Annotated in this window: 26 protein-coding genes and 2 riboswitches; of the genes, 11 read left to right on the plus strand and 15 right to left on the minus strand. The window is 43.5% G+C overall.

Annotated elements, in window-relative coordinates; all coding sequences use genetic code 11:
- Positions 1-37 precede the first annotated feature (37 nt).
- Positions 38-670 carry a superoxide dismutase family protein gene (locus QNI08_RS12340; RefSeq protein WP_285767721.1) on the minus strand — a complete coding sequence of 211 codons (633 nt, stop codon included), beginning with the start codon at positions 668-670 and terminating at the stop codon, positions 38-40.
- 168 nt (positions 671-838) lie between these two features.
- On the minus strand, positions 839-2,146 hold the full coding sequence (locus QNI08_RS12345; RefSeq protein ID WP_285767722.1) for a CitMHS family transporter: 1,308 nt from the start codon (positions 2,144-2,146) through the stop codon (positions 839-841).
- Positions 2,147-2,355: 209 nt separating this feature from the next.
- Between QNI08_RS12345 and QNI08_RS12350 the strand changes: the two genes are divergently transcribed.
- The 4 genes from QNI08_RS12350 to QNI08_RS12365 all read left to right on the plus strand — a co-directional run bounded on the left by QNI08_RS12350 (position 2,356) and on the right by QNI08_RS12365 (position 6,650).
- Positions 2,356-3,567, plus strand: coding sequence for an MFS transporter (locus QNI08_RS12350; protein ID WP_352231219.1), 1,212 nt, complete (start codon positions 2,356-2,358; stop codon positions 3,565-3,567).
- A gap of 685 nt (positions 3,568-4,252) precedes the next feature.
- A riboswitch (cyclic di-GMP riboswitch) is annotated at positions 4,253-4,344 on the plus strand.
- A gap of 79 nt (positions 4,345-4,423) precedes the next feature.
- On the plus strand, positions 4,424-4,618 hold the full coding sequence (locus QNI08_RS12355) for a hypothetical protein (RefSeq protein ID WP_285767723.1): 195 nt from the start codon (positions 4,424-4,426) through the stop codon (positions 4,616-4,618).
- Positions 4,619-4,960: 342 nt separating this feature from the next.
- A complete protein-coding gene (locus QNI08_RS12360; RefSeq protein ID WP_285767724.1) occupies positions 4,961-6,418 on the plus strand; it encodes a SulP family inorganic anion transporter in 1,458 nt (485 codons plus the stop codon).
- An 85-nt stretch (positions 6,419-6,503) separates the two neighbouring features.
- Complete coding sequence (locus QNI08_RS12365; RefSeq protein WP_285767725.1) at positions 6,504-6,650, plus strand: hypothetical protein; 147 nt, start codon at positions 6,504-6,506, stop codon at positions 6,648-6,650.
- Positions 6,651-6,702: 52 nt separating this feature from the next.
- On the opposite strand, the gene QNI08_RS12370 is transcribed toward QNI08_RS12365, so the two are convergent.
- The gene (locus tag QNI08_RS12370) at positions 6,703-7,632 is read right to left on the minus strand and encodes a manganese-dependent inorganic pyrophosphatase (protein ID WP_285767726.1); all 930 of its coding nucleotides are present in this window, start codon (positions 7,630-7,632) and stop codon (positions 6,703-6,705) included.
- A gap of 293 nt (positions 7,633-7,925) precedes the next feature.
- Positions 7,926-8,105, plus strand: a riboswitch (cobalamin riboswitch).
- A gap of 137 nt (positions 8,106-8,242) precedes the next feature.
- On the opposite strand from QNI08_RS12370, the gene QNI08_RS12375 reads away from it, so the two are divergent.
- The 4 genes from QNI08_RS12375 (at position 8,243) to QNI08_RS12390 (ending at position 12,317) form a co-directional block, all read left to right on the plus strand.
- Positions 8,243-10,531, plus strand: a complete 2,289-nt coding sequence (locus tag QNI08_RS12375) for a ribonucleoside-diphosphate reductase subunit alpha (protein ID WP_285767727.1) — start codon at positions 8,243-8,245, stop codon at positions 10,529-10,531.
- A 43-nt stretch (positions 10,532-10,574) separates the two neighbouring features.
- On the plus strand, positions 10,575-11,627 hold the full coding sequence (locus tag QNI08_RS12380) for a ribonucleotide-diphosphate reductase subunit beta (RefSeq protein ID WP_285767728.1): 1,053 nt from the start codon (positions 10,575-10,577) through the stop codon (positions 11,625-11,627).
- Entirely contained in the window at positions 11,617-12,036 is a 420-nt protein-coding gene (locus QNI08_RS12385; protein ID WP_285767729.1) for a flavodoxin domain-containing protein, read from the plus strand. Before QNI08_RS12380 ends, QNI08_RS12385 begins: the two co-directional genes overlap by 11 nt.
- Before the next feature lie 113 nt (positions 12,037-12,149).
- Positions 12,150-12,317: a DUF4083 family protein gene (locus tag QNI08_RS12390; protein ID WP_285767730.1), complete on the plus strand. Its 168-nt coding sequence runs from the start codon at positions 12,150-12,152 to the stop codon at positions 12,315-12,317.
- Positions 12,318-12,375: 58 nt separating this feature from the next.
- On the opposite strand, the gene QNI08_RS12395 is transcribed toward QNI08_RS12390, so the two are convergent.
- The 3 genes from QNI08_RS12395 to modB form a co-directional block, all read right to left on the minus strand.
- A complete protein-coding gene (locus QNI08_RS12395; RefSeq protein WP_028393295.1) occupies positions 12,376-12,573 on the minus strand; it encodes a cold-shock protein in 198 nt (65 codons plus the stop codon).
- Positions 12,574-12,771: 198 nt separating this feature from the next.
- A complete protein-coding gene (locus QNI08_RS12400) occupies positions 12,772-13,263 on the minus strand; it encodes a hypothetical protein (RefSeq protein ID WP_285767731.1) in 492 nt (163 codons plus the stop codon).
- Positions 13,264-13,406: 143 nt separating this feature from the next.
- Entirely contained in the window at positions 13,407-14,060 is a 654-nt protein-coding gene (gene modB / locus QNI08_RS12405; RefSeq protein WP_285767732.1) for a molybdate ABC transporter permease subunit, read from the minus strand.
- A 251-nt stretch (positions 14,061-14,311) separates the two neighbouring features.
- On the opposite strand from modB, the gene spx reads away from it, so the two are divergent.
- Entirely contained in the window at positions 14,312-14,707 is a 396-nt protein-coding gene (gene spx / locus QNI08_RS12410) for a transcriptional regulator Spx (protein WP_057912582.1), read from the plus strand.
- Positions 14,708-14,769: 62 nt separating this feature from the next.
- Here spx and QNI08_RS12415 read toward each other — a convergent pair whose 3' ends face one another.
- From QNI08_RS12415 to QNI08_RS12435, 5 genes are all read right to left on the minus strand, one after another.
- Complete coding sequence (locus QNI08_RS12415) at positions 14,770-16,200, minus strand: HAMP domain-containing sensor histidine kinase (RefSeq protein WP_285767829.1); 1,431 nt, start codon at positions 16,198-16,200, stop codon at positions 14,770-14,772.
- Entirely contained in the window at positions 16,190-16,879 is a 690-nt protein-coding gene (locus QNI08_RS12420; protein ID WP_285767733.1) for a response regulator transcription factor, read from the minus strand. Before QNI08_RS12420 ends, QNI08_RS12415 begins: the two co-directional genes overlap by 11 nt.
- Before the next feature lie 222 nt (positions 16,880-17,101).
- Positions 17,102-18,028, minus strand: a complete 927-nt coding sequence (locus QNI08_RS12425) for a cation diffusion facilitator family transporter (RefSeq protein WP_285767734.1) — start codon at positions 18,026-18,028, stop codon at positions 17,102-17,104.
- A 141-nt stretch (positions 18,029-18,169) separates the two neighbouring features.
- Positions 18,170-18,301: a hypothetical protein gene (locus QNI08_RS12430; protein WP_285767735.1), complete on the minus strand. Its 132-nt coding sequence runs from the start codon at positions 18,299-18,301 to the stop codon at positions 18,170-18,172.
- Positions 18,302-18,399: 98 nt separating this feature from the next.
- Positions 18,400-19,143 (minus strand): metallophosphoesterase family protein, encoded by a 744-nt coding sequence (locus tag QNI08_RS12435; RefSeq protein ID WP_285767736.1) that lies wholly within the window; start codon positions 19,141-19,143, stop codon positions 18,400-18,402.
- Between the two features lie 216 nt (positions 19,144-19,359).
- Here QNI08_RS12435 and QNI08_RS12440 point away from each other — a divergent pair, with 216 nt between their 5' ends.
- Entirely contained in the window at positions 19,360-19,527 is a 168-nt protein-coding gene (locus tag QNI08_RS12440; protein ID WP_285767737.1) for a YjcZ family sporulation protein, read from the plus strand.
- A 46-nt stretch (positions 19,528-19,573) separates the two neighbouring features.
- Here the strand turns inward: QNI08_RS12440 and QNI08_RS12445 are convergent, their stop codons facing one another.
- Positions 19,574-20,185 carry a DedA family protein gene (locus QNI08_RS12445; RefSeq protein ID WP_285767738.1) on the minus strand — a complete coding sequence of 204 codons (612 nt, stop codon included), beginning with the start codon at positions 20,183-20,185 and terminating at the stop codon, positions 19,574-19,576.
- A gap of 316 nt (positions 20,186-20,501) precedes the next feature.
- The gene (locus QNI08_RS12450) at positions 20,502-21,467 is read right to left on the minus strand and encodes an NAD(P)H-dependent flavin oxidoreductase (protein WP_285767739.1); all 966 of its coding nucleotides are present in this window, start codon (positions 21,465-21,467) and stop codon (positions 20,502-20,504) included.
- 80 nt (positions 21,468-21,547) lie between these two features.
- Between QNI08_RS12450 and QNI08_RS12455 the strand changes: the two genes are divergently transcribed.
- Positions 21,548-22,060 (plus strand): gamma carbonic anhydrase family protein, encoded by a 513-nt coding sequence (locus tag QNI08_RS12455; RefSeq protein ID WP_285767740.1) that lies wholly within the window; start codon positions 21,548-21,550, stop codon positions 22,058-22,060.
- 81 nt (positions 22,061-22,141) lie between these two features.
- Here the strand turns inward: QNI08_RS12455 and paaX are convergent, their stop codons facing one another.
- Both paaX and QNI08_RS12465 read right to left on the minus strand, forming a co-directional pair.
- Positions 22,142-23,023 carry a phenylacetic acid degradation operon negative regulatory protein PaaX gene (gene paaX, locus QNI08_RS12460; protein ID WP_285767830.1) on the minus strand — a complete coding sequence of 294 codons (882 nt, stop codon included), beginning with the start codon at positions 23,021-23,023 and terminating at the stop codon, positions 22,142-22,144.
- A gap of 82 nt (positions 23,024-23,105) precedes the next feature.
- The gene (locus tag QNI08_RS12465) at positions 23,106-23,882 is read right to left on the minus strand and encodes an enoyl-CoA hydratase-related protein (RefSeq protein WP_285767741.1); all 777 of its coding nucleotides are present in this window, start codon (positions 23,880-23,882) and stop codon (positions 23,106-23,108) included.
- Positions 23,883-23,898 lie beyond the last annotated feature (16 nt).

A 23,898-nucleotide genomic window follows, 5' to 3' on the forward strand; every position in this document is an offset into this window, starting at 1 on the left:
CCGCAGCCTTCTTTTCTGCACCGTATTTCAATACGGGTTATTTTTCTTCAGCACTTACAACTATCCCGCAAGCTTGTCTATCACCAGCATCTCCCGTTTTCAACGTATCTTCATCAGGTCCCTTTTGTCCTTTGGCTTCATAGCGGTCTGGAATATTGGCAAAATTGTCTGGGTTCGCATGAACGATGACAGCCAGCTCTTCCTTCTTCAGTTGATCGATCGTCATACTATCCAACGTTGCCGTATATTTAGCTGTTCCATCCTCTTTCACATATAATGGCGGCATATCTCCTGCATGATGGGAGTGCGTTTCATCAGTTGGATTGAAGTGGCCTCCGGCTGTAGTGAATGGCCCCTCCTTGGCTTCTGGTTCACAAATCGCGTTTTCATGAATATGAAAGCCATGATAGCCCGGTTCAAGCCCTTCCAAAGCTGACTGGATCAATACTGCATTCTCTTCTGCGGTAAAGTTTACGGTCCCGAGTGTTTTTCCCTCTACATCCTTAACCTCCGCCTTCACCTGCGGATCCACGTCCGTTTGGGTTCCTTGTCCTGCCGTATGGATATCCTCGACATTTTTGTCACCCTGATCGGAGTCATCCGCCGCATTACAGCCATAAAGTAAAAAGGCTGTACAAATAGGCAGCACAAGCTTTCGTTTAAAGTTCATCGTCAATCCTCCTCTTTCCGTTATGTATCTACCCCTATTACTTTCCACTATTATGGAAGATTAAACAGAAAGAGGATGAAATGGTAAAATAGATTACAAATATCAAAGGAAATGTCTTACTAAATTCTCAGCAAATCCTTTATCAGCCTAGTTTGATGTGCTCATTAATCATAAGGGGATGACACCAAAGGTAATGGCTGCGATTGTCATGACAATCGTGGTCCCAAACGCCCACTTGAACAGGAATTTTTGGTGATCGGAAAAATCCACGCCAACAAGGCCGATCAATATGAAGGTGGCAGGAACCAGCGGTGATAAAGGGAAACCGGTGGTCGAATGGCCCAGCAAAGCCGCCCGGCCTATTTCTACAGGGGCAATGCCGAAGTTCGAGGCAGTTTCACTGATGATGGGCAATATGCCAAAATAATAGGCATCAGGGGAAAAAATGAACCCCATCGGCAGACTTGTAAGTGCGACAACAAGCGGCAAATGCCCCCCTATCCAATCCGGTATGAACGTTACGATGGCAGCGGCCATCGAATCCATCATCTTAGTTTCCGTGAATACTCCCGTGAAAATCCCTGCAGCAAAAATGAGTGTACAAATCATCACGAAACTATTGGCGTGACTTAAGATCCTTTCCTGCTGTTCTTTCGGATCCGGGAAGTTAACGAACAACGCGACAGCAAAAGCTGAGGCAAATAAGATTTGGATCGGCAGCACCTCCATCACCAGCAAGACCATCAGCGTAATCGTCAAAAGCCAGTTAAACCAAAATAACTTGGCTTGTCTTCCGGAAGTGATTTCACCCGCTGCAGCCTGTTCACTCATTCCCGGCGGCATGTCCGCCTTCAGCGCACTGATTCCCAACCTCGCCCTTTCCTTTTTACCCAGGATATATGCCGAGAAAAGCGTCCATAATAATCCGAATATCATGACAGGAATAAGCGGTATGAATAAATCCGAGACTTCAACCTGGAGGCTGGCTGCCGCTCTGACCAAGGGACCTCCCCAAGGTATCATATTCATGACACCCGCCGCCAAGCCGACGACACAGGCCAATACGAGTCTATTCATCCCTAGCTTCATATAAAGCGGCAGCATCGCCGAAACGCTGATCATGAACGTGGAAGAACCGTCTCCATCCAAGCCTACCAATATCGTGATGATGGCCGTTGCCATGACAACCTTTAGCGGATCTCCCTTTACAAAACCTAAAATTTTACCAATCATGGGCTCAAATAATCCAACATCAATCATCAAACCAAAATATAATATGGCAAAGACGATCATCACCGCTGTTGGTGTCACCTTTAAAATCCCTGCCACCATCATATCTCCCATCTCCGAGGCAAACCCGCCTATCACCCCAAAAGCGATTGCCGTGAAGATAAAAGCGACGACTACGGATAAACGTTTTGTGATGACCAGGACGAGGAACGTCAAAATCATGCAAAATCCCAGAATAGTCAACAAGTCAAAAACCCCTTCCAATTGAAAGATCCCATACACGCTTTTATAATTTTCTGAAAAATAAATATTTTCAAATTATACCATCTGTACTTTCATTAAAAAACCTGTTTTATGTACAAAAAGCAAAAACATTTAATTAATTAGTTAAATTCTGTATACTATTATTTAGGAACCCGAAGTACTTTCGGAAGGAAAGAAGTGTTGATTGTAAAATGAAACAACATCAAATAGCGAAAAGAAATTTATCGATCATGTGGTTCGCCAACTTCTTCATCGGCGGAAGCATGACGATGGTTCTTCCATTCATCTCTTTATACATTGGTACATTCGGCAATTATTCGACACAATATATCCAGCATTGGTCCGGGTGGACATTTGGTATCACCTTTGTGACGGCATTTTTATTTTCTCCTGTTTGGGGCCGGATCGGCGATCGTTATGGCAGGAAGAAAATCCTGATTGCCTGCGCCTTCGGAATGGGCCTGTCCATTTTCTTAATGGGATTCGTTGAAAATGTTTGGCAGCTATTCATCTTAAGGATGTTCACAGGGATATTCACCGGTTTCATTTCGATGTCACAAGCGTTCATATCGACCCAGACACCGAAAGAAATTGCTGGCCGCGTACTTGGGACGCTGCAAACGGGAAATATAACCGGTTCGCTCTTCGGACCATTGCTTGGCGGCATCCTTGCCGACACCGTCGGCTACTCTACCGCCTTTAAATTCACCTCGATCACCATTTTCATATCTGGTCTGCTTGTCATTGCAACAAAGGAATACCAAATGGAACGGCAGAAGGGAACAAAATCGAGCTATACCAGCAGGGAGGTTCTTTCCCATATCCTGCAAAACCCCATCTTGATCAATATCATGCTCATTTCTACGCTTGTTCAAGTTGCCCACTTCAGCATCCAGCCAATACTATCTTTATATGTAGGAGAGCTGCATGGGTCTTCCAATCTTGGCTTCTATTCAGGAATTGCCTTTTCCGCAGCAGGGCTTGGAAACTTACTGATGGCACGTCATTGGGGCAAAATAGGCGATAGGCACGGACATGTAAAGATCCTGGTACTGCTTCTTTTTCTGACTGCACTCGTTTACTTGCCCGGAGCTTTCGTCAATCAGTTTTGGCAGCTCGTTTTTGTCCGTTTCTTGCTGGGCATTGCCATAGGCGGCATCATCCCGGTAAGGATCGCCTATATCCGCCAGGAGGCGCCAGTCGCTATGCAGGGGGAAGTACTTGGCTACAATACAAGCCTTCGTTTCTTAGGCAATATCATCGGACCTGCAATGGGCGGAATGGTCGCAGGTTTCTATGGATTTTCCGCCGTTTTCATCACAACCAGCACCTTGCTCCTCATCGCCGGACTGGTCCTTTATTTTGCGATGCACCGTAATCCAGAGCTGGCCCGTTCCCATTGAATATAAAAGCCAGCTTCCCTTCATTTATATTTCCAGGAAAATTACGCAACCAAAAGAAGGTGTTCCCTGTATTTTGCAGGGAGCACCTTCTTTTGGTTCCACACCCTCAATGAACCTTACCGAAAACTTCCTAAGCAAAGATGCAGCAGTCACCCTGCTGATGTGTTGTGCTTTACTCGCCAATTTGAGAACTTTTCTCGCGAGCTTTACTGGTTTACTAGCGAATTGAATGAGCGGCCCGTTTTATTAGTTCAATGGCGCAAATTGCTGGGGAAAGCAACGGGCAAATTATCTTTTTTCCTAAACTGCGGGTTCTTTATTCCAGTTTTCGTTTTCACTCACAGTTGAATTGAAACCATTAATATTAAATCCAGATCGCAAAATGGTTCTCAAGAACCACATGAAGGTAGTATAATATACCTAGTAGTTTATACCCATAACCAAGGAGCTAATCATGTACCCGACTTTCACATTTTATTCAAAAGTGCATATCATCAAAAATCAGCGTTATTGCGAATGTGGCATTATTCATAATTATCGGCGGATATTCGAGAAAAGGGATTTGAAGCGTGTTGTTTTCAAACCGATGGAGGAGATAACCTGCACTCCTTGCAAAGAGAGGTTCAAATGACACTGACCAACGTATTTGTTCATCATTTTATAACCGCATGTCATTTTATGTTAAAATGGTTATAGGCAAATTTTATGAAAATAAAAGACGCAAAGCCACGGGCCTAAATCAACGGACTTAGTTGTCATGGCAGCCGGGCCGCCAAGATTTATCTTGATTAGATCGTTTGAGTTATTTCTTGCCCCTTTTTTAATTTGCCTAAAATTCAAAAAAAGAGGGTTATATATGTTTTTCCCAACCATTTATTCAGCTAATACGGATGAGCGGCACATCGTCAAGGACCAAAATACATGTGCCTGCGGCAAAAGGTATCATGTATTCGCCATTCTGACCAGAAGCGACCTTCGAAAGATTACGTTCAAGCATTATAAGGAAGTGACATGCCCAGTATGTATGTCCAGCATCAAGCATGAGGAATAACCCCCTTGTTCCCCAGACCGTTCCCTTCCTTTCAATAGGGAGGGAATGTTTAGGCTAAACCTAGCCTACTTGTCAAAAATAAGGCAAGCATTATGTTCAATTTTTTACTCCCACTTGATTTTATCCATTCACCCGTTTCACTAATGACCGCAAGACTGAAAGCGTAAGTGATCATCATTTATTTCCACCGTGACTTCCCTTCACATCAATAATGGTTTCATCCTTTCTCGATGATCCAGGATTTACGAATAATTACCCATTAGATTGAAAGAAGGACTCATGCTATAATTTAGAGCGTAAAAAAAAGATAACAAACATTTGTATAGTAAAAGGAGCTTTTCATTGAATATTTCTGCATATAAACAAGAATGGTTCGGCAACGTCCGCGGAGATGTTCTTTCAGGTATTGTCGTTGCCTTGGCATTGATCCCGGAGGCCATTGCTTTTTCAATCATTGCTGGTGTTGACCCAATGGTAGGTCTATACGCCTCATTCTGCATTGCTGTCGTCCTCTCTTTTGCAGGGGGAAGGCCGGGAATGATTTCAGCTGCCACTGGAGCCATGGCACTCGTCATGGCAGATCTGGTAAAAGATCATGGCATAAACTATTTACTTGCTGCAACTATATTGACGGGGTTGCTGCAAATTGCACTAGGCGTATGTAAAATAGGGCAATTAATGAAATTCATCCCCAAGCCAGTCATGACTGGCTTTGTGAACGCTTTAGCCATCTTGATTTTCACTGCGCAGCTCACCCATTTCGCAGGTGAATCTTGGATCATGTATGTCATGACCGCCGTATCTTTAGCAATCATTTATCTTTTTCCGCTGATTACGAAGGCCATTCCTTCTCCCCTCGTTGCCATCGTATTGATGACGATCGCCGCCATTTCCACTGGGGCGACGGTACGTACGGTTGGGGATATGGGGCAATTGACCGAAGCACTCCCGATATTCATGCTTCCGGACATCCCTTTGACATTCGAGACATTAACCATCATTTTCCCTTATTCCGTTGCACTTGCGTTTGTAGGGCTTCTTGAATCATTATTGACTGCCCAAATAGTCGATGAACTGACTGACACGCCCAGTGATAAAAATAGGGAAGCTAAGGGTCAGGGCATAGGCAATATCATTGCCGGTTGTTTTGGCGGGATGGCGGGATGTGCGATGATCGGCCAATCCGGAATCAACATCAGGTCTGGAGGGAGAGGCAGACTTTCCACATTTGTGGCTGGGGCTTTCCTTATGGTATTGATTGTCGCATTGAATGGCGTCCTTATAAAAATCCCCATGGCTGCCCTCGTTGCTGTCATGATCATGGTTTCCATCGGTACATTTGACTGGTCTTCGTTAAAGAGGATCAAGAACACGCCTAAGACGGATTCAGCCGTTATGATTATAACGGTCCTCATCGTCCTTTATACGCATGATTTGTCGAAAGGGGTTTTTGCCGGGGTGCTCTTGAGCATGATTTTCTTTTCGGCCAAAATATCCAAGGTGACGGTTGAAAAAACGAAAGACTTACTGAATAAAAAAATGATTTACGAGGTTCAGGGACAAATCTTTTTCGCTTCGGTGCAGGACTTTGTTTCTAAATTCGATGCCGATGATGAAGCAGAGGCGATCATCATTGATTTTTCCCATTCGAAAATCTGGGATGCTTCTGCGGTCGCTGCTGTCGAAACGGTTGTCCTTAAATATCAGCAACGAGGCACCTCCGTCCATATTCACGGGCTCGATCTGGAAAGCTCCTTATTGCTTGATAAGCTTGCCACTTCAATTCGTAAAATATCCTGACAAAGGGCCTTCCTGCTGAATAGAAACAATCAAAACCGACAAAATATATAACAGGAATATGTCGATTTGGAAGGGAGAGAAGAACATGACATCCAAGCAGGACTATACGGCTGCCGATCTTTCACCAGATTTATTGAATGAATTGAAAAGCTTTGAAAGCAAATTTGGCGAGGAATCGAATAAAGAGCTGATTGTCATCGCCTATGAAAAAGAAAAGGATGCCCTGAATTAAGCAAAAAGCCTCAAACATTATTCAAGATAATGTTTGAGGCTTTTTCACTTGCTTATTTACTGAATACACCCGTTAGTACCGGCACGATTTGTTTTTTGCGCGAGACAACGCCTTCCAAGACGGCGATGTTATTGTTTAAGGTAACGTTATAGGCTGTTTCGACTGCATTCGCCGCTTTTCCAAGAGCCAGGGCTACAGAATCATTTGTCAGGATATCCGTGACGACGAATAAGAACAAGTCCAATTCCTTCACTCCAATCACCGCTTCAATCGCCGCTTCCAATTCAGCTTGCTTGGCAAGGACTTCATTCGGATCTACCGCATTGACCTGTGCTATCTCCACTTTTGCCATCCCCATGCTGAATTCTTTTGCATCAAGGGTGATTAGCTGGGCAATCGTCTTGTCGCTCAAGTCAGCTCCTGCCTTCAGCATTTCCAACCCGTATGCTTCAGCGTTGACCCCGGCAATGGCAGCCAGCTCCATAGCCGCTGCAACGTCTTGGTCAGTGCAGGTCGGGGACTTGAACAATAAAGAATCGGAAATGATGGCAGACAACATCAGTCCTGCGATTGCTTTCGGGATTTCTATCCCATTTTCCTTGTAGATTTTATTTAATATAGTTGCCGTACAGCCAACCGGTTCTGCGCGGTAATATAATGGATCGCTTGTTTCAAAGTTAGCGATGCGGTGATGATCGATAACCTCGAGCACGCGGACTTGGTCGATATCCTCAGCACTTTGCTGGCGTTCGTTGTGATCGACGAGAATCACGGCGTCCGCCTCCCCTGCCACTTTTTCGACAAGACGCGGAGCATCGAATTTGAATTGGTCCAGCGCATATTGGGTTTCGCCATTCACTTCTCCCAGTCGAACTGGTTCAGCGTTCATACCCAGTTGCTTTTTCAGGTCCGCATATGCGATCGCTGAACAAATCGTGTCCGTATCCGGGTTTTTATGTCCAAAAACTAATACTTTTTCCAAGATTTAATCCCCTTTTTAATAAATATTTTTCCGGGAATCCCCTGATCGGTTCAAGGGGAAGCCACCTTTTTTCTACACTTTATTTTAACACAAAATCGGATAAATTCAGTGCTTGAATTGCCACTTCCCCAAGAAAATCTTTCATTATTCTTCACCTCGCCTTCACTTTGTCAATAGATAAGGGCTGGTTTTTCTCAAATATATTAGTTGAATTATCAACGCATATGGCTTACGATTATATAAGCAGAAATACTAGATATTGATTATTAAAACAATACTGATAACTATATATAGAATTTTTTACAATCCAAGGTGCCAGTGATGGCTGAAAAGGGAATCCGGTGCAAACCCGGAACTGTCCCCGCAACTGTGAATGTGACGAAATGAGGAACCACTGTATAGCTTCTTATACGGGAAGGACTCAAAGTAGGATGATCATGAGTCAGGAGACCTGCCTTGATTTTTTCACGTTTCTTATTCTTCGGGGATTGAGATGATGAAACGATAGTGTAACGGCTATTTTATTCATGGCCCTTTTATGCTGTCGTTTGATCCGCTCAACTCGTTGGGCGGTTTTTTTATTACCGGAAATTTACAAGGAGGCTTATTAATGACTCAAACATATAACTCTACCATAAGCGAAAATGATAGCTCCCTCCAGCTTGAGATGCTGTCGAAGGAATTCGAGGGCCGTCTCGATATGGAGAAATTCAAAAAGCGTTTTACCAAATGGCTTGATCGCAAAAGTGATTCAACCGACGAACAGGCTTCAAAAAAACTGATTCAACTTGCTCTTGAGAGTGTGGATATCGATGCCCCGGATTGGACGTTCGTTGCAGCTAAAGAGCTATTGAATACGATGTACAGGGATGCACAGGTCAATCGCGGCTATGAAGGCATGAGTTATGGTCCATTTTATGAACTAATACTGGAATTGTCGCAACAGCAGGAAGGCCAACGCTATCCAATCTATAAATCCGAGCTGCTTTCTTCTTATACTAAAGCAGAAATCGAAGAATTGGGTTCAGTGATCGACCCTGGAAAAGATAAACTATTTTCTTACATAGGCATCTACTTACTAAACGATCGCTACCTTGCCCGTCCGAAAAAAGATAAAGTGTACGAACTCCCCCAAGAACGCTTCATGATCATCGCAATGGAAATCATGCGTTTGGAAAAGACGGAGCACCGCCTGCAACTCATAAAAGAAGCTTACTGGGCCATGTCCAATCTTTATATGACCGTTGCCACCCCTACACTTTCGAACGCAGGTAAAGCGCATGGACAATTGAGCTCATGCTTTATCGACGCTATTGAAGATTCAATTGACGGCATCTATCTAGCTAACTATGATGCTGCAAAGGTTTCCAAATTCGGCGGCGGTGTCGGCCTTTATGTTGGCAAGATTCGTTCGCTCGGATCCGACATCCGAGGGTTCTCCGGCAATAGTTCGGGTACGACTCCCTGGATCCGCCTTTTCAACCAAACGGCCGTCAGTGTCGATCAATTAGGACAGCGCAAAGGTGCGATAGCGATATACTTGGATGCTTGGCATAAAGATATCATGAGCTTCCTTGATTTGAAGACGCAGAACGGTGATGACAGATTAAAGGCTCACGATATTTTTACGGGGGTATGCATTCCCGATTTGTTCATGGAGGCTGTACGCGACAGGAAAGAATGGTATCTTTTTGACCCGCATACCGTCAAGCAAACCCTTGGATTTTCACTTGAAGACCAATACGACGAGAAAAAGGGCGAAGGCAGCTTCAGGAATCATTATGCACTTGCTGTCGAGGCCGCAGAAAATGGTACGCTGCCAAACTATAGTTTTGAAAAGATCAACGCGATGGACATCATGAAGAGCATCATGATTTCTCAATTAGAAGAAGGCGTTCCATATATGTTCTACCGCGATGAAGTGAACCGGAAGAACCCGAATAAGCATAAAGGGATGATCTATTGCTCTAACCTCTGCACGGAAATTGCTCAAAACCTAAGTCCTTCGACGATTACGGATGAATACGAAACAGAAGATGGCGATGTTGTTGTAGTTCGCAAAAGCGGTGATTTCGTTGTCTGCAACCTATCATCCATTAACTTGCCCCGTGCAGTCGCAAGCGATGTACTTGAAAGATTGATTCCCATTCAAATCAGGATGCTTGATAATGTCATCGACGTGAATAATCTTCCGGTCAAACAGGCATCCATCTCAAACAAACGGTACCGAGCGATAGGCTTAGGGACTTTTGGCTGGCACCATTTACTTGCCACTGAAAATATTTATTGGGAATCGGACGAGGCTGTACAATTTGCAGATGCTTTATACGAGAAGATCGCTTACTTGACAATCAAGGCATCGAACGAGTTGGCAAAGGAAAAAGGATCATACCCTTATTTCGAAGGTTCGGATTGGCACACGGGGGAATACTTCGAGCTCCGTGACTATACTGATCAAAAATGGCTCGATTTAAAGGCAAACGTGCAGGAGCATGGAACCCGTAATGGCTATCTAATGGCCATTGCCCCGAATTCATCGACTGCCAAGATCGGCAATTCCACGGATGGAATCGATCCATTGTATGAAATAGAATTTTATGAAGAAAAGAAAAACTTCAAATTCAAGGTAACGGCTCCTGGCTTGACTCCAAATACGTATGAATATTATAAAAAGACACGCTTTAATTTGGATCAACTGGAAAGCATCAGGCAAAACGCAGCTCGCCAACGACATATTGACCAAGCGATCAGCTTCAATCTATATGTACACAACACGATCAAAGCGAAGGTATTATTGGATATTCACTTAACCGCTTGGGAAAGCGGCTTGAAATCAACGTATTACGTTCGTTCCACTTCTTCCGAATATGACAATGCGTGCGAAAGCTGCTCAAGTTAACGGTCGATCATCCAGCAATCTATTTTTAAAGGAGTTTTCCCGAATGACCAATCATATAAAAAAAATCCGGATGCTCGAACCGACGCATCCAACAAAAGCGACTGGTGTATTCAAAGGAGAAGCCTCGGGCTTTCTCCTTTGGAACGATATTCAGTATGAAAAATTCTATGATACCTATACACAGCTCATCAATAATTTTTGGAAGCCTTCCAGCGTGAACATGATTCAGGATAAAAAACAGTGGGGGGAAATGGATGAAGATATCCAGGACGCCTTTCTTGATATCCTGACGATGATCGCTGGGATGGACAGTCTGCAAACCCCTACCTTGGTGGAGATTCTTCGATACATCAAGGACCCGGCAGCAAAAGCAATCCTTGCCAATATGGCCCAGCAGGAATCGATCCATAATGAATCTTATTCGTATATCCTTGCTTCCTTGATTCCCGTGGGCAAGCAAAAACAGCTTTTTGATCGTATTAAAGAGCATCCTGAAGTGATAAAGCGCAATCAGCCGATTGTGGACGCCTACCAAACATTCGTCGACGATCCTAGCCCGCAGCACTTATTCGAGGCCTTGATCCATTCAACAAACCTCGAGGGAATTTATTTCTACCTGGCCTTTGCATTTTATTATAATTTAGGCCGGCAAAATATCATGACCGGTTCGGCTACGATGATTTCGTACATCCATCGTGATGAAATGGTCCACTTCGACTTCATCGGAATGCTCATCCAAATCTTGATGTATGAATATCCTGAATTGAATAATGAAGAAAACACGAAATTCATCTACACAACGATCGAACAAGCGGTGGAGCTAGAAAAGGAATGGTCTGAATACATGCTTGAAGACATCCAAACGAAAGCCGATCTCGACTTGGAAGAATTCAATGAGTACATTGAATACATTGCCAACAAACGGCTGCGCATGCTTGGCCTGGACAATCTGTATAAAGAGTACGACGAAAACCCGATGCCATGGATCAAAACCTTCGATGATGAATCGATCGGATTGACCAAAACCGATTTCTTCGAACAAAAATCAAGAACATACAGTCAAGTAAATGCCAGCAATGGGTTCGATGAGCTATAAGATTGCCATCGTTTATCATTCTGCAGGCGGCAATACAAAAGCACTCGCAGAAGCCATCGCTGCCCTATTGCCTACAGCTGAACTATATCGGATCAATGAATTCGAATTACGCACTTTGCCGGATTACGATGCATTGATCGTCGGGACCTATACTTGGGGCAATGGAGAGCTTCCGGCCAAGTCGGCAGCCTTTTATGAAGAATTGGAACAACTTCCGATTACTTCCTTGAAAACCGGGGTTTTTGGGACCGGCGAAACAAATTACAATCATTTTTGTGGAGCGGTCGATCATTTCCGGGACATGTTATTCGCTAAGAGTCAATTATTGGTCACATTGAAAGTAGAACAAATGTATCAGGATTCAGACCTGGACAGATTACGAAAGTTCGCCTCACTATTCCATAATTGAAAAGAAAGGGGATATGCGTTTGGCATATCCCCTTTCTTTTCGATAAACATGGCCCAATCCGGCCATTGGCAAGGGCAATTATGATGTATAATGAAGGAAAAAAGGAGAACATCATGGCTGCTACTATTACTCAGTTATTGCCTATCGTTTTCATGCTGATACTGTTCGCATTCGTTATATTCATAGCATATTGCCTATCCAGACATTTTACCCGTTCAAAACGGATCGAAGAAAAACTAGATAAAGTATTAAAGGAAATGTCGAGGGGAAAAGAAGATTAAAAGATACGGAAAAAATAAAAAGACTCCATTACTCGGAGTCTTTTTTATATGCGTTCAATTATTTTTGAACGTTAGCTGCTTGTGGTCCACGAGCGCCTTGCTCGATTTCGAAAGAAACTTCTTGGCCTTCTTCAAGAGTTTTGAAGCCTTCGCCTTGGATAGCTGAGAAATGTACGAATACATCGTCTTGGCCTTCAACTTCGATGAAACCGAAACCTTTTTCTGCGTTAAACCATTTTACTTTACCTTGTACCATGATAGTTCCTCCTGTGTTTGGAAAAATCCATTTTATTACTATTTTTGGTTCTGGATAATGTTTCAAGAGGAATCCTATAACGGTAAATCCTTCTATCAAACTTATTCCGAACAAAAATAATTACTCATATTATATCATGGAAAATCCTAAAAAAACAAGATTATCGCAGTAATTCAAGCGACAAATTATCCTAAATTTCTACAATTTCCGCTTCCTGCTTTGACGAAAGCCTTCGTCAAGCAAGTAACGCTCTGCCTCGATCGGACTCTCGAAACACTCCTCCAAATTTGAACCGGAGTACACGTTCCAGAGCTGGTCTTCCCTAATAAGCGAAAGCTCTTGTTTTTCCTTGCTGACCCATGTTCCTTCCAATCTGGCGAACTCATCATCTTCCTCTTCGATTTCAACCGCAGGTGCAGATAAATAATCCATGCTTTTCTGAATCAATTCCTTTAATTGTGCTTCATCATAGTTACGTATATTAATGAATCCTTTACGGTCAGTGTCCTTTTTCTTCATATGCCCTGCATAAACGAAACCATTTCCATTGGGATGCAAGTGCTGAACGACAATCTTTTTCTCCTGGACGCTATCTGGATAATGGAAGTTCACACGTCCCAATGATACGTCTTTTCGCTGTAATTCCGGGAAAGTCTCGATAATGCGCAATTTTTCTTCAAATGTTAACAAATTTCTTCCTCATTTCATTAGTTCATCTTGTTTGTCGATTATAACACAGACTGATTAAATACAATAATCCCCCTCGATGCAGGCATTAGACCTGGTCCTTTGAAGACCTGAACTTGGATACCGAAACAGACAGTTGCAAGTATTCATTTAATATAGGTCACAGCAAAAAGCATGATGAATGAAATGGCAATGATAATGGCAACCCATAGCCAGGCTAATGTCATATTACCGGAATCCATCGCAATATAAATTGCTGTTGGTATTGTTTGTGTCTGTCCAGGAATGTTTCCGGCAAACATTAACGTCGCACCGAATTCACCCAATGCACGCGCAGAACTCAATATCGATCCAGTAACGATCGATTTGGCTGCCAATGGAAGCGATATGAACAGGAACAATTTCAACTGCCCTGCTCCGTCAACCATTGCTGCATGTTCAATTTCTTCATCTACCCCTTCAAAGCCCGTTTTTGCGGATTGATACATTAGCGGAAAAGCCACCACCGCAGATGCAATCACCGCCGCCCACCACGTGAACATTAAGGGCTTATTAAAGATGGTTTCGATGATCTTGCCTGGTAAACCATTTTTGCCAAAAACCACAATCAATAAAAAACCGACAACAGAGGGCGGCAGAACAAGCGGTAACAAAAATACGGTTTCCACGAGGACTTTGCCCTTGAATTTTTTTCTAGCCATGAATCGAGCTAGACCAATCCCAAAAAAGAAAACAAGGATACCAGCCAGCCCTGCCACCTGTAGCGATAGCTGAACAGGAGACCAAAAGCCCTCTGTCATGCCACTATCCCTGCATGGATATCGGCAATCAGCAGCTTATGTACGCGTTTGTACGTCATGAACGACAGCGCAAGATTGTTTTCTGCATAGGCAGCTTTCATTTCATTTTCTCCCTTTCTTTTTGAAATTACTTTTAAGTTTATTTTTCTTGACATCTTGCTGACACAAAGGAACGTTAAAGTAAGAGTATCACAAATAGAAAAATAATTTTCTTTCCATAAACTTTGAAACCTTGAAGGAGTCGATTTTAAATGGTAACAATTTATACTACTCCAAGCAGTCTAGCCTGTCGTAAAGCAAAAGCTTGGCTTAAGAAAAACGAAATTTCCTACAATGAACGCAACCTATATTCTCAACCTCTTTCAATAGAAGAAATAAAAGAGATCTTACGGAAAACGGAGGGCGGAACAGATGAAATCATTTCTACCCGCTCCAAAAAATTTAAAAGCCTGAATATCGATATAAATAATACACCACTTAATGATCTTTGCAAGCTAATTCAAGACAATCCAGATTTACTTCGCCGCCCGATCATATTCGACCATAAAAACCTGCACGCTGGATATAACGAAGAAGAAATGGGCCGCTTCCTTCCAAGGAAGGTCCGTCATGTACAATTATGGCGGGCAATCAGCCAATTGGCTTAAACACCATTCAACAGACATTGCTTAAATAAGAGGGTTGTCCAGTCATTTGGACAACCCTTTATTTATACTTGATTCGATTTCTCGAGGATGATCGTAAAGGTTGTACCATGCTGATTGCTATCCTTCAGTATGAGATCGCCTTTTTGAGCCTTTGCGAGCATCTTGCTGAATGGCAATCCCAAGCCTAAACCGCGTACCTTCAGTTTTTTGTTTTCACCCCTGTAAAAGGGTTCGAACACATACTGTTGTTCATGTTCCGGGATGCCTCGACCGCTGTCCTGTACATCAATGCAGATTCGTTCATCACCTTTTCCATAAAGGTCAATGGTTATTTTGCCGTTGCCATCAAGCGCGTGCCTGGCATTGTTCAAAAGGTTAATGACGATTTGCTGCATTCGCAAGGAGTCAATTTGCCCATATAGAGGTTCATCAGGAACTTTTATATCGAGCAAGAACGCTTGCTCATCATCCTGCGTAACCTGCCAGCGATAAGCAATTTCCTGAACGAATATATTGATATTTTCATTTTGCAGCCGAATCTTGAATGCACCTGCCGAGATGGCATTATAATTAAGCAAATCTTCTATCATACCTTGAAGCCGTTGGGTTTCCTTCAAGGAGATATCCAGGAACTCCTTGCTCTGCTCACCCGTGACCACATCATCTTTTACCGCTTGGATCAGACCGCTAATGGAAGTGACCGGTGTCTTCAAATCATGGGTTACACCTGCTAGCAGCTCCGCCCTCAGCCTCTCCATGGCCTTCAAGCGATTCGTCATTTCCTTAAATGACTTAATCAGTTCATAAATTTCTTCTTCCTTTATTTCTTCTTCCTCTTTGAAATGGATATCATAGTTGCCTTCACGAACTTCGACTGCTGCGTTCGCTACATCTTGGATGGGCCGGGAAATCTGCCGCGAAAGGAAATAAATGACCCCTGTCCCTAAAATCAACAGTCCTCCAATCATGATCGCCAATAAGCCATGATCTTGATTAATCTCCTTTAGGGCACCTTCTTCCTGGGCAATGACCACCCAGCCTCGCGTCTCATCTTCAAAGTTAATCGGAGATTTGACGACATATACTTTATTGTCGGAAATCTTGACCTTTTGAATGAGTTCCCTATTTTTCATGATGACATCCGGAAGTTTATTTTCATCTGGGTCAATATACAATTGAGGCATCGTATAAATGATGCTGCCGTCAGGATCGACGATATAGATGATGGGCTGCTGATTCAAATGAAGGATTTTCTCCCTTTCCTCAACAATCTCCGAAAGGACCGGACCGACGACAATCTGGCCATTTTCCTTTATCGCCCTATCGGATGTTTCATCAGCTAAGTACTTAAGGAGGCTAAGCCTATATTCCAAGGCTGTTTTTTCCATCCACCATAATGAAAAGACTGACAATAATATCAAGCCCGAAATCAAGGTCATTACGTATCTTTTCGTCCAATAGCGTTGTAAAGTAGTTCTTTTTTTAATTTTCATAGACACTCAATTGATACCCCAATCCACGCAATGTTTTGATTTCCCCCTCAGTCGCCGGCCATGCTTCGATAGCCCTTCTGATCCGTTTGATGGCTAGGTCCACGGCACGGTCACTGCCATCATAATCGATGCCCCACACTTGATCGAGAAGCTGTTCTCTCGTGAAGATTTGATTGGGATGCTTTGCGAAAAAAATGAGCAGTGACAAATCACGCGGCGTCAAGTTTATCTCCTCCCGATTCAGTTGCACCGAATAAGACTGATCATCGATCGTTAAGCTCCCGAATTGATGCAGATGGCCAACATCCTCCGCTGGCATGCTCGACCTTCTTAAAACGGCATGCACGCGCGCAACGACCTCCTCTGCAACAAAAGGTTTGGAGATGTAATCATCCGCGCCTGACTTAAAGCCGGATAACCGATAATCGACATCGTTCAGGGCCGTCAGCATGATGACCGGGCAGGCATCGTCCTCACGGATTTCCTTCAATATTTCCCAGCCTTCCTTCCCTGGCAGCATGACATCCAGCAGAACGAGATCTGGGTCTGTCTCCTCAAAAAGCGGAATCGCCTTGAGCCCGTCGTATACTTGTATCACTTCAAAGCCTTCACGCTCTAAATATGCTTTCAATACCATGGAAATGGAAATTTCATCTTCTACTATCAAAATTTTCTTCATGAATGGGCTCCCCCTTCCTATATTATAGTGGAATCGCTTTATCCATGGGAACGATTGCAGCAATCAGGGCATTTTCCTTTCATCCTACCCTTTAAATGTGTCAGGAATATGTTCATGGCAAAATCAACTGACATTTCACTTCGCATTTTCCACTATGGGGCCTTTCCCCATAGGTAAAAAGCAAATTTAAGAGACTGGCCCATCCTAGAGCCAGTCACCTTATTAATTGCATGTCTCGTGTGGATTCGGACAGCCTGCATCCTGCCTTTCCACTTGTATCGTGCTATGTTCTATTCCAAACCGGTCATGAAGCATTTTCTGCGCTTCCGCTAAAACAGAATCGTGATTGCCGCCACCATCAATGACAACATGACAGCTCATCGTCAAAAAACCAGAAGTAATCGTCCAAATATGAAGATCATGAACATTTGAGACACTGCCCAATTCAAGCAAGGATGTTTTTACATCATCAACATTAACTTGATCCGGTGTACCCTCCATCAAGATATGAAAGGAATCCCTCACTACCCTAAAACCGCTGATGATAATTAAGAACGCAACTATGACGCTTGCAATCGGATCTGCTATCCCCCAATCGAAGAAATATATCATGAGTGCAGCAGCAATGGCTCCGACAGAACCAAGCATATCACCGATCACATGTAAAAAGGCACTCCTTACATTCAAATTATCTTCCTTATCACCGCTCATCAAAATCCATGCGGCAATGACGTTAACGAGTAGCCCTATGATTGAAATCATCAGCATTCCCAGGCTTTGCACCTCGGGAGGATTCACGAACCTCTTGATTGCTTCGACGAAAATGAAGACGGATATCACAATCAGGGTCAATCCATTCAGGCAGGCCGCGATGATTTCAAATCGTTTATATCCATATGATTTGGAAGCTGTCGCCTTCCTTTCACCCAGCCTTATCGCTGTATAACTTAGCCCCAAAGCCGCCGCATCACTGAGCATATGACCAGCATCCGACAATAGCGCCAGACTATTGGTCAAAAATCCGCCAATGACTTCGACAACCATAAATGTGGCGATCAATAAGAAAGATGCCAACAGCGCCTTTTTATTGTTTGAATGATGGTGGTGACCATGCCCATGATCATGAGCGTGCCCATGATGATGTCCCATCCCATCCCTCCTCCCGGATTTAAAATTTATATATAGTATGGGATAAATTCAGATTGGTTTCAAATGATTGCTTTTCCATGAATGAATCAAAACCTAAAAATAAACGCTACAGACATATTTTCTGCAGCGCTTTTCCCCAATTCAGCTTTCTTCTTGCATCGTATCATCGACAATGGCATACAGATCTTTATTGAATAATTCATTATTACAGATAAGGCTATGTTGTTCCAGCTCTTCATGCTCCTGATTTTTGCCTTGTTCTTTTTCTTTCATGACCAACCTCCAACATCGATTGTTTTGCCTATTATCGTATCCCCAGGCCTGTACCTTTATGCTGGATAATTTCCCTTATTCAATAAAGACTAAACGCATCAAACCTTCTGCCCACCATGGAAAGCACGTATAATGAATTCATGCTCAGGTACCTGAAGGTTTTTATAGGACAACAAAAAAGATGAATTATCATAAGAAACCTTTTCCAGATTTACGGAAATCCCTGTTTTTTCAATCGTAACAATCGCATAAGGAGCAAGGGGCTCAACGGTACAGCCAAGCGATCCAGGGTTAAGGAAAATCGTTCGATCGTTTTTAAAATGATGGGTAGGGTGATGATGTCCGAAACCGATCAATTCATATTGCTGCTCAGCAAAAAGGCTTTCTAAGTTCGCTAACGACGGTTCAACGATTTTACTAAATGGATTTTTGCTTATATGCTCATTCAAGTTCTTCGATTCCATATGATAATGAGTGAAGTAAACGGAGTGTTCATGAATGGTATGCTGAATGGTGCGGGGTAACTCTTCAAGTTGGGCTATAAATTCCGGATGCATCCTCTTCGCGATCCACTCATGGTGCTGCTTGACATGAATGTGTCCTGGAGGATGCGGCTCCCCGTACATGACGGACAACACAGCTTCATCATGGTTTCCGGTAAGCATCGATACATCCTTCCTGGAAAATAAAAGGTCAAGGACTTCATTGGTAGCCGGACCTATCCCCACCATATCCCCTAAACAATAAATATGAGATATCTCTGCCCTTTGATCAATTTCATCGAGAACGGCTTTTAATGCTGAAGCATTACCATGTACATCCGTAATAATGGCAACTTTCATATCGATTTCATCTCCCTTCCCCCCAACTTCCGTATGGTATATTATAACATTTAAACCGATTTCAAAAAAATATTCGGGCTCATTCCCCTTAATTTACCCTCGCCCATTTTTTATGAATCAACAAACACTTTGGCCTAGGATACATAGTATGAAGTATTCCCGGTAAAGATGTTTTGCTAGGTTTGTAATTCACAAAAAGTATGAGGAGGAAATTAAATGGGTGGAAATGGTAACGAATGTTGTGGCGGCGGTGGCGGCTGCGGCGGTTTCGATAACGGATTCGCTTTACTGATCGTTTTATTCATCTTGTTAGTCATCATTGGATGCAGTTGGGGATTCGGTGGCGGCGGCTATGGCGGCGGCGGTTACGGCGGATTCTGCTAATAAAAACATAAATGAAAAAGGCGCCTGTTCATGGCGCCTTCTTTTATTATGAATTGACTTTCAGTTTTTGTCTTTGCTTTTGTTTTTGAGCCTTCATGACAAACCAAATGACGATAAGTGCAATCGGGATGAGCAGGAAATTGGCATATTGGGAAAAGATGGCTCCTGCTTGTTCCCATTTCGGACCTAACTTGTACCCTAAATAAACATAGACGCTTGTAACAGGAAGCATCGCCAAATAGGTGAATAAAATGAATTTCCAAACATTCATTTTCAGCATTCCGCACGGGAGCGACACAGCTGTACGGATCCCCGGTACAAATCTGCCAAAGAACGCGATCCCCCCTCCATATCTTTCGAAGAATCGATCTGCCTTGTTCAACTGCTCGTCCTTAATCAAAAAGTATTTCCCGAACTTCAAAACTAGCGGCCTTCCGCCATATTTCCCTAAGAAATATAGCGTCAGCGGCCCCGTTACCCCACCAATCGAACCGGCAAGGATGGTCAGGTATAGATTCATATCACCCTGATAAACCCAGTAACCTGCCAGTGGCAAAACTATTTCAGCAGGAATGAATTCAAAGGTCAATGCCAGCATCACACCGAAATAAGATAAAGATTTAAACGCTTCAATCATATCCATTATTATAGTTTCCATTGAGACTTCCCCATTTCCGCCTTATTACATATAATAAGGCTCCGCCTAGATCGTTCCGGCGAAGCCCTTGATTTCAAAAAGGACATTATCCATTGTATCACAAGTTCAATCACAATTTTTCATATTCTACTGATGAATGGCCATGTTTCTTATGCGGTCCTTTCTTTTGACACGATAATAAAGCTGAAAAAAATGAAATTGGATGGATAACCAAAGAAATGCCGCCTGTAAAATACAGACAGCATCTACGCTAACTACCTAGCGTATTTACTTTTCAATCGGTGTCCATCCAGTAGCTATTTCTGCCAAGTCGGTGTTAAATCATGAAGGGGGTGGTGAACGCTGCTAATCCTTGCTCGATTTGCTTTTTTGCATCCGTCATCATCCCATCAAGCAATTCCTGGACGGTCGGGATATCCTCAATCAATCCGGCAACTTGGCCGCCATTCATGAACCCTTCGTTAACATCTCCATGCATTGCCCCATTTATATGATGAACTTCAGAGGTCATATCACGATAGCTCATAGCTGACATCCCTTGTTTTTCCAGGTCCAGGATTTTCTCCGCATATGGGTCCTTCAATACTCTTCTCACCTGGCCAACCGATCTGCCCAATATGCACGTATCATTCCCCATCGCTCCAATGAGCTTTTGTTTGTAGGATGGATGGAAGGGGGCTTCCTTCGTGGCGATAAGCCTGGTTCCTAACTGCACTCCCGAGGCACCTAGCATTAGTGCTGCTGCCACTCCTTGACCATTCCCAATCCCTCCTGCCGCCAACACCGGCACCTTCACATGCTTACTAATTTGCGGAATGAGGGTAAAGGTCGTCAATTCCAGGTTCGAATTGATTCCTGCAGCCTCGAATCCTTCGGCAACCAACACATCAGCCCCGGCAGCCTCTGCTTTTTGGGCGTGCTTGACCGACGCCACGATAGCGATCACTTTTATCTTCTTTTTTTTCAAGGACGGAATGTAAGGGGCTGGATTTCCCGCTGATAAGGAAACGGCAGGTATTTCATGCTTCAGGACAAGGTTGATGAGCTCCGCTGTATAGGGACTAACGTTGATCGGGATGTTCAACGCGAAAGGGTTATTCGTTTTATCCTTCGTTTCAAGAATGATGGCTTCCACCTGGCCGGGAGTCATCGTACCGCAGCCAATCGTTCCAAGTCCACCTGCATTGGAGACTGCAGCCGCTAAACTTGCATTGCTTATATTCCCCATGCCGCCTTGAATGATTGGATATTTAATAGAAAAAAGCTCACAAATATATTTCACTATTTCCCCTCCCTGTCCATATAATGTTATACTATAATCATTAGAAAAACAATTCTGACTTTTCGAAAAGGAGCGAGACCATGATCATCCCATATAATAAGAAGAAGCCCCTCATTGATGAAACCGTTTTCATTGCCCCTGGCGCCCATTTAATTGGTGATATTACAATTGGGAAAGAATCGACCATTTGGTTCAACTCCGTCCTGCGCGGAGATGAGGATTCAATTACTATAGGGGAAAAGTGCAGCATTCAAGATAATTCCACCATCCATTTATTCGAAGGCTGCCCTGTTGTCGTCGAAGACGAAGTGACGGTTGGTCATAACGTGACCCTGCATGGCTGTAAAATTGGTAAACGCTCCATTATAGGTATGGGTTCAACGATATTGGACAATGTGGAAATCGGAGAAGAATGCATTATCGGTGCGAATACATTGGTTTCTGCCGGCAAAATCATCCCTCCGCGTTCACTCGTAATTGGTTCGCCCGGCAAAGTGGTTCGCAGATTGAATGAGAAGGACCTTGAATTGATCCAGCTTTCAATTGATACATATGTTCAAAAAGGAAAGGAATTCAAAGCTATACTCGATTGATCGTTAATCCGCTGCCCCTTTCTTCCATCAAGTGAAAGAGCCTCGGCCAGTATTCAATTGTGACTGGCCGAGGCTCTTTTTTCACTTAATGATCAGCGGATGGTCCTTAGCGTCATAGGCCTCATCTTTCCGCCATAAATCATTATTTTCCTGGAATACGCTTTCGAAGAAGCGGCTTGCCGGTTCAGCTAACACTTGATAATACTGGCTGAATAAAAGTGCAGCATGGTTCCCATTCCATTTTGAGGGCAGCAGTTCCTTAGGCAGGCCCGGATCGATGAATAAAAATTTACGATATTCATGCACCAATTTCGTACGTTCCACGAAGCAATCCGCATCAGACATTTCGCCTCTGCTGATTATGCTTTGATGCACAATGAATTGTTTGCTGTATTTTTCGATGAACTGTTCGTATTTATTCTCGATTTCTTCCAAATGCCAGCTCTTCTCGACAAGGGAATGATTTTCCTTTGGTCCCTTGTATTCGGAAATGAAGAAATCAACATATGCATCAATTTCATATTTCGCGATTAAAAGATCTATTTCCTTCTCGAGATTATTAGGGGAAATCCAGCACCCACTGGAAAAGCTGCCAAACCCGCTCCATAATAATTCTTTGCGCAGATCATCCCGCAATTGCCGTTTATCTTCAGGAATCGTGTACATCAAGATGCGCCATTTCCCATCCCATTCATTTGGTTTCATCTTATAAATACGATTGGCAGCCTCATCCATACGCTGTACACCGCGCTCAGTCAAAAAGTAATAGCTTTTATTCCCTTGCTTTTCGGATTGGATCCAACCTTGCTTGACCATTCGTGAAACGGCTACACGCACGCCCTGCTCATTATGGCCGAATTCCTTTAATAAGCGAATCAAACTGCCTATCCAAATTTTACTTCCATAGTTCCGGATATAATCGCCATATATCGTAAAAATCATGGATTGCGTATTCGTTCCTATATCCCTCACCTCATTCTATTGTTACCATTTTCACACGGTCCACATAATAATTATTATATCCGCTTAATGAGAAACCGCAATATCATTTCCCGGTAAATTGCGTTTTTCTTCTTTCACTGAACGCGTGGAGTGCTTCCAATCTGTCTTGGGTCGGAATGGTCAGCTCATAGGCTTTTCCTTCTATCGCCAATCCCGTATCCAAATCCGTATTCATTCCTTGGGTAATTGCATATTTGGCTTGTGTCACTGCAATCGGCCCATTTTTCATGATGGCTGCCGCCAACCCTTCACAGGCTGGGCGGAGCTGTTCCCTTGGCACGACCTTCAAAAGGATTCCTAATTGTAAAGCTTCTTCTGCGGTCAGTTTTTTAGCAGTGAAGATTAATTCCTTCGCCTTCATTTCACCAATCAATCTAGGCAATCGCTGTGTACCGCCTGCCCCCGGAATGATTGCCCAGCTAGTTTCGGTAAGTCCCAAAGAAACGCCTTCAGCAGCAATGGCAAAATCGCAAGATAGCAACCATTCGAAGCCGCCTCCCAATGCATATCCATTGACGGCCGCAATGGTTGGCTGCGGCAGTCCTGCAATGCTAGTAAAAACCTCACGGATCAATGTAACGTTCCTTCTTACCTCCGACTCATTCAAACTCTTTCTTTCTTTTAAATCAGCGCCTGCACTGAATGCTTTTTCCCCTGCCCCCGTGAAAATGACCACACGTATATCACTGTTCAGATAAATCCCCTCGATGATTTCCTGCAGCTCAGAAAGTGTCCCATAGTCGAAGCAATTCAATACCTCAGGTCGATTGACGGTAATATAGCCGATTTGATTATTCACCTCATAAATGACATTAGACATGCTTTTTCTCCCCTTT

This window comes from Peribacillus folii (assembly GCF_030271255.1).
Classification (GTDB): Bacteria; Bacillota; Bacilli; order Bacillales; family DSM-1321; genus Peribacillus.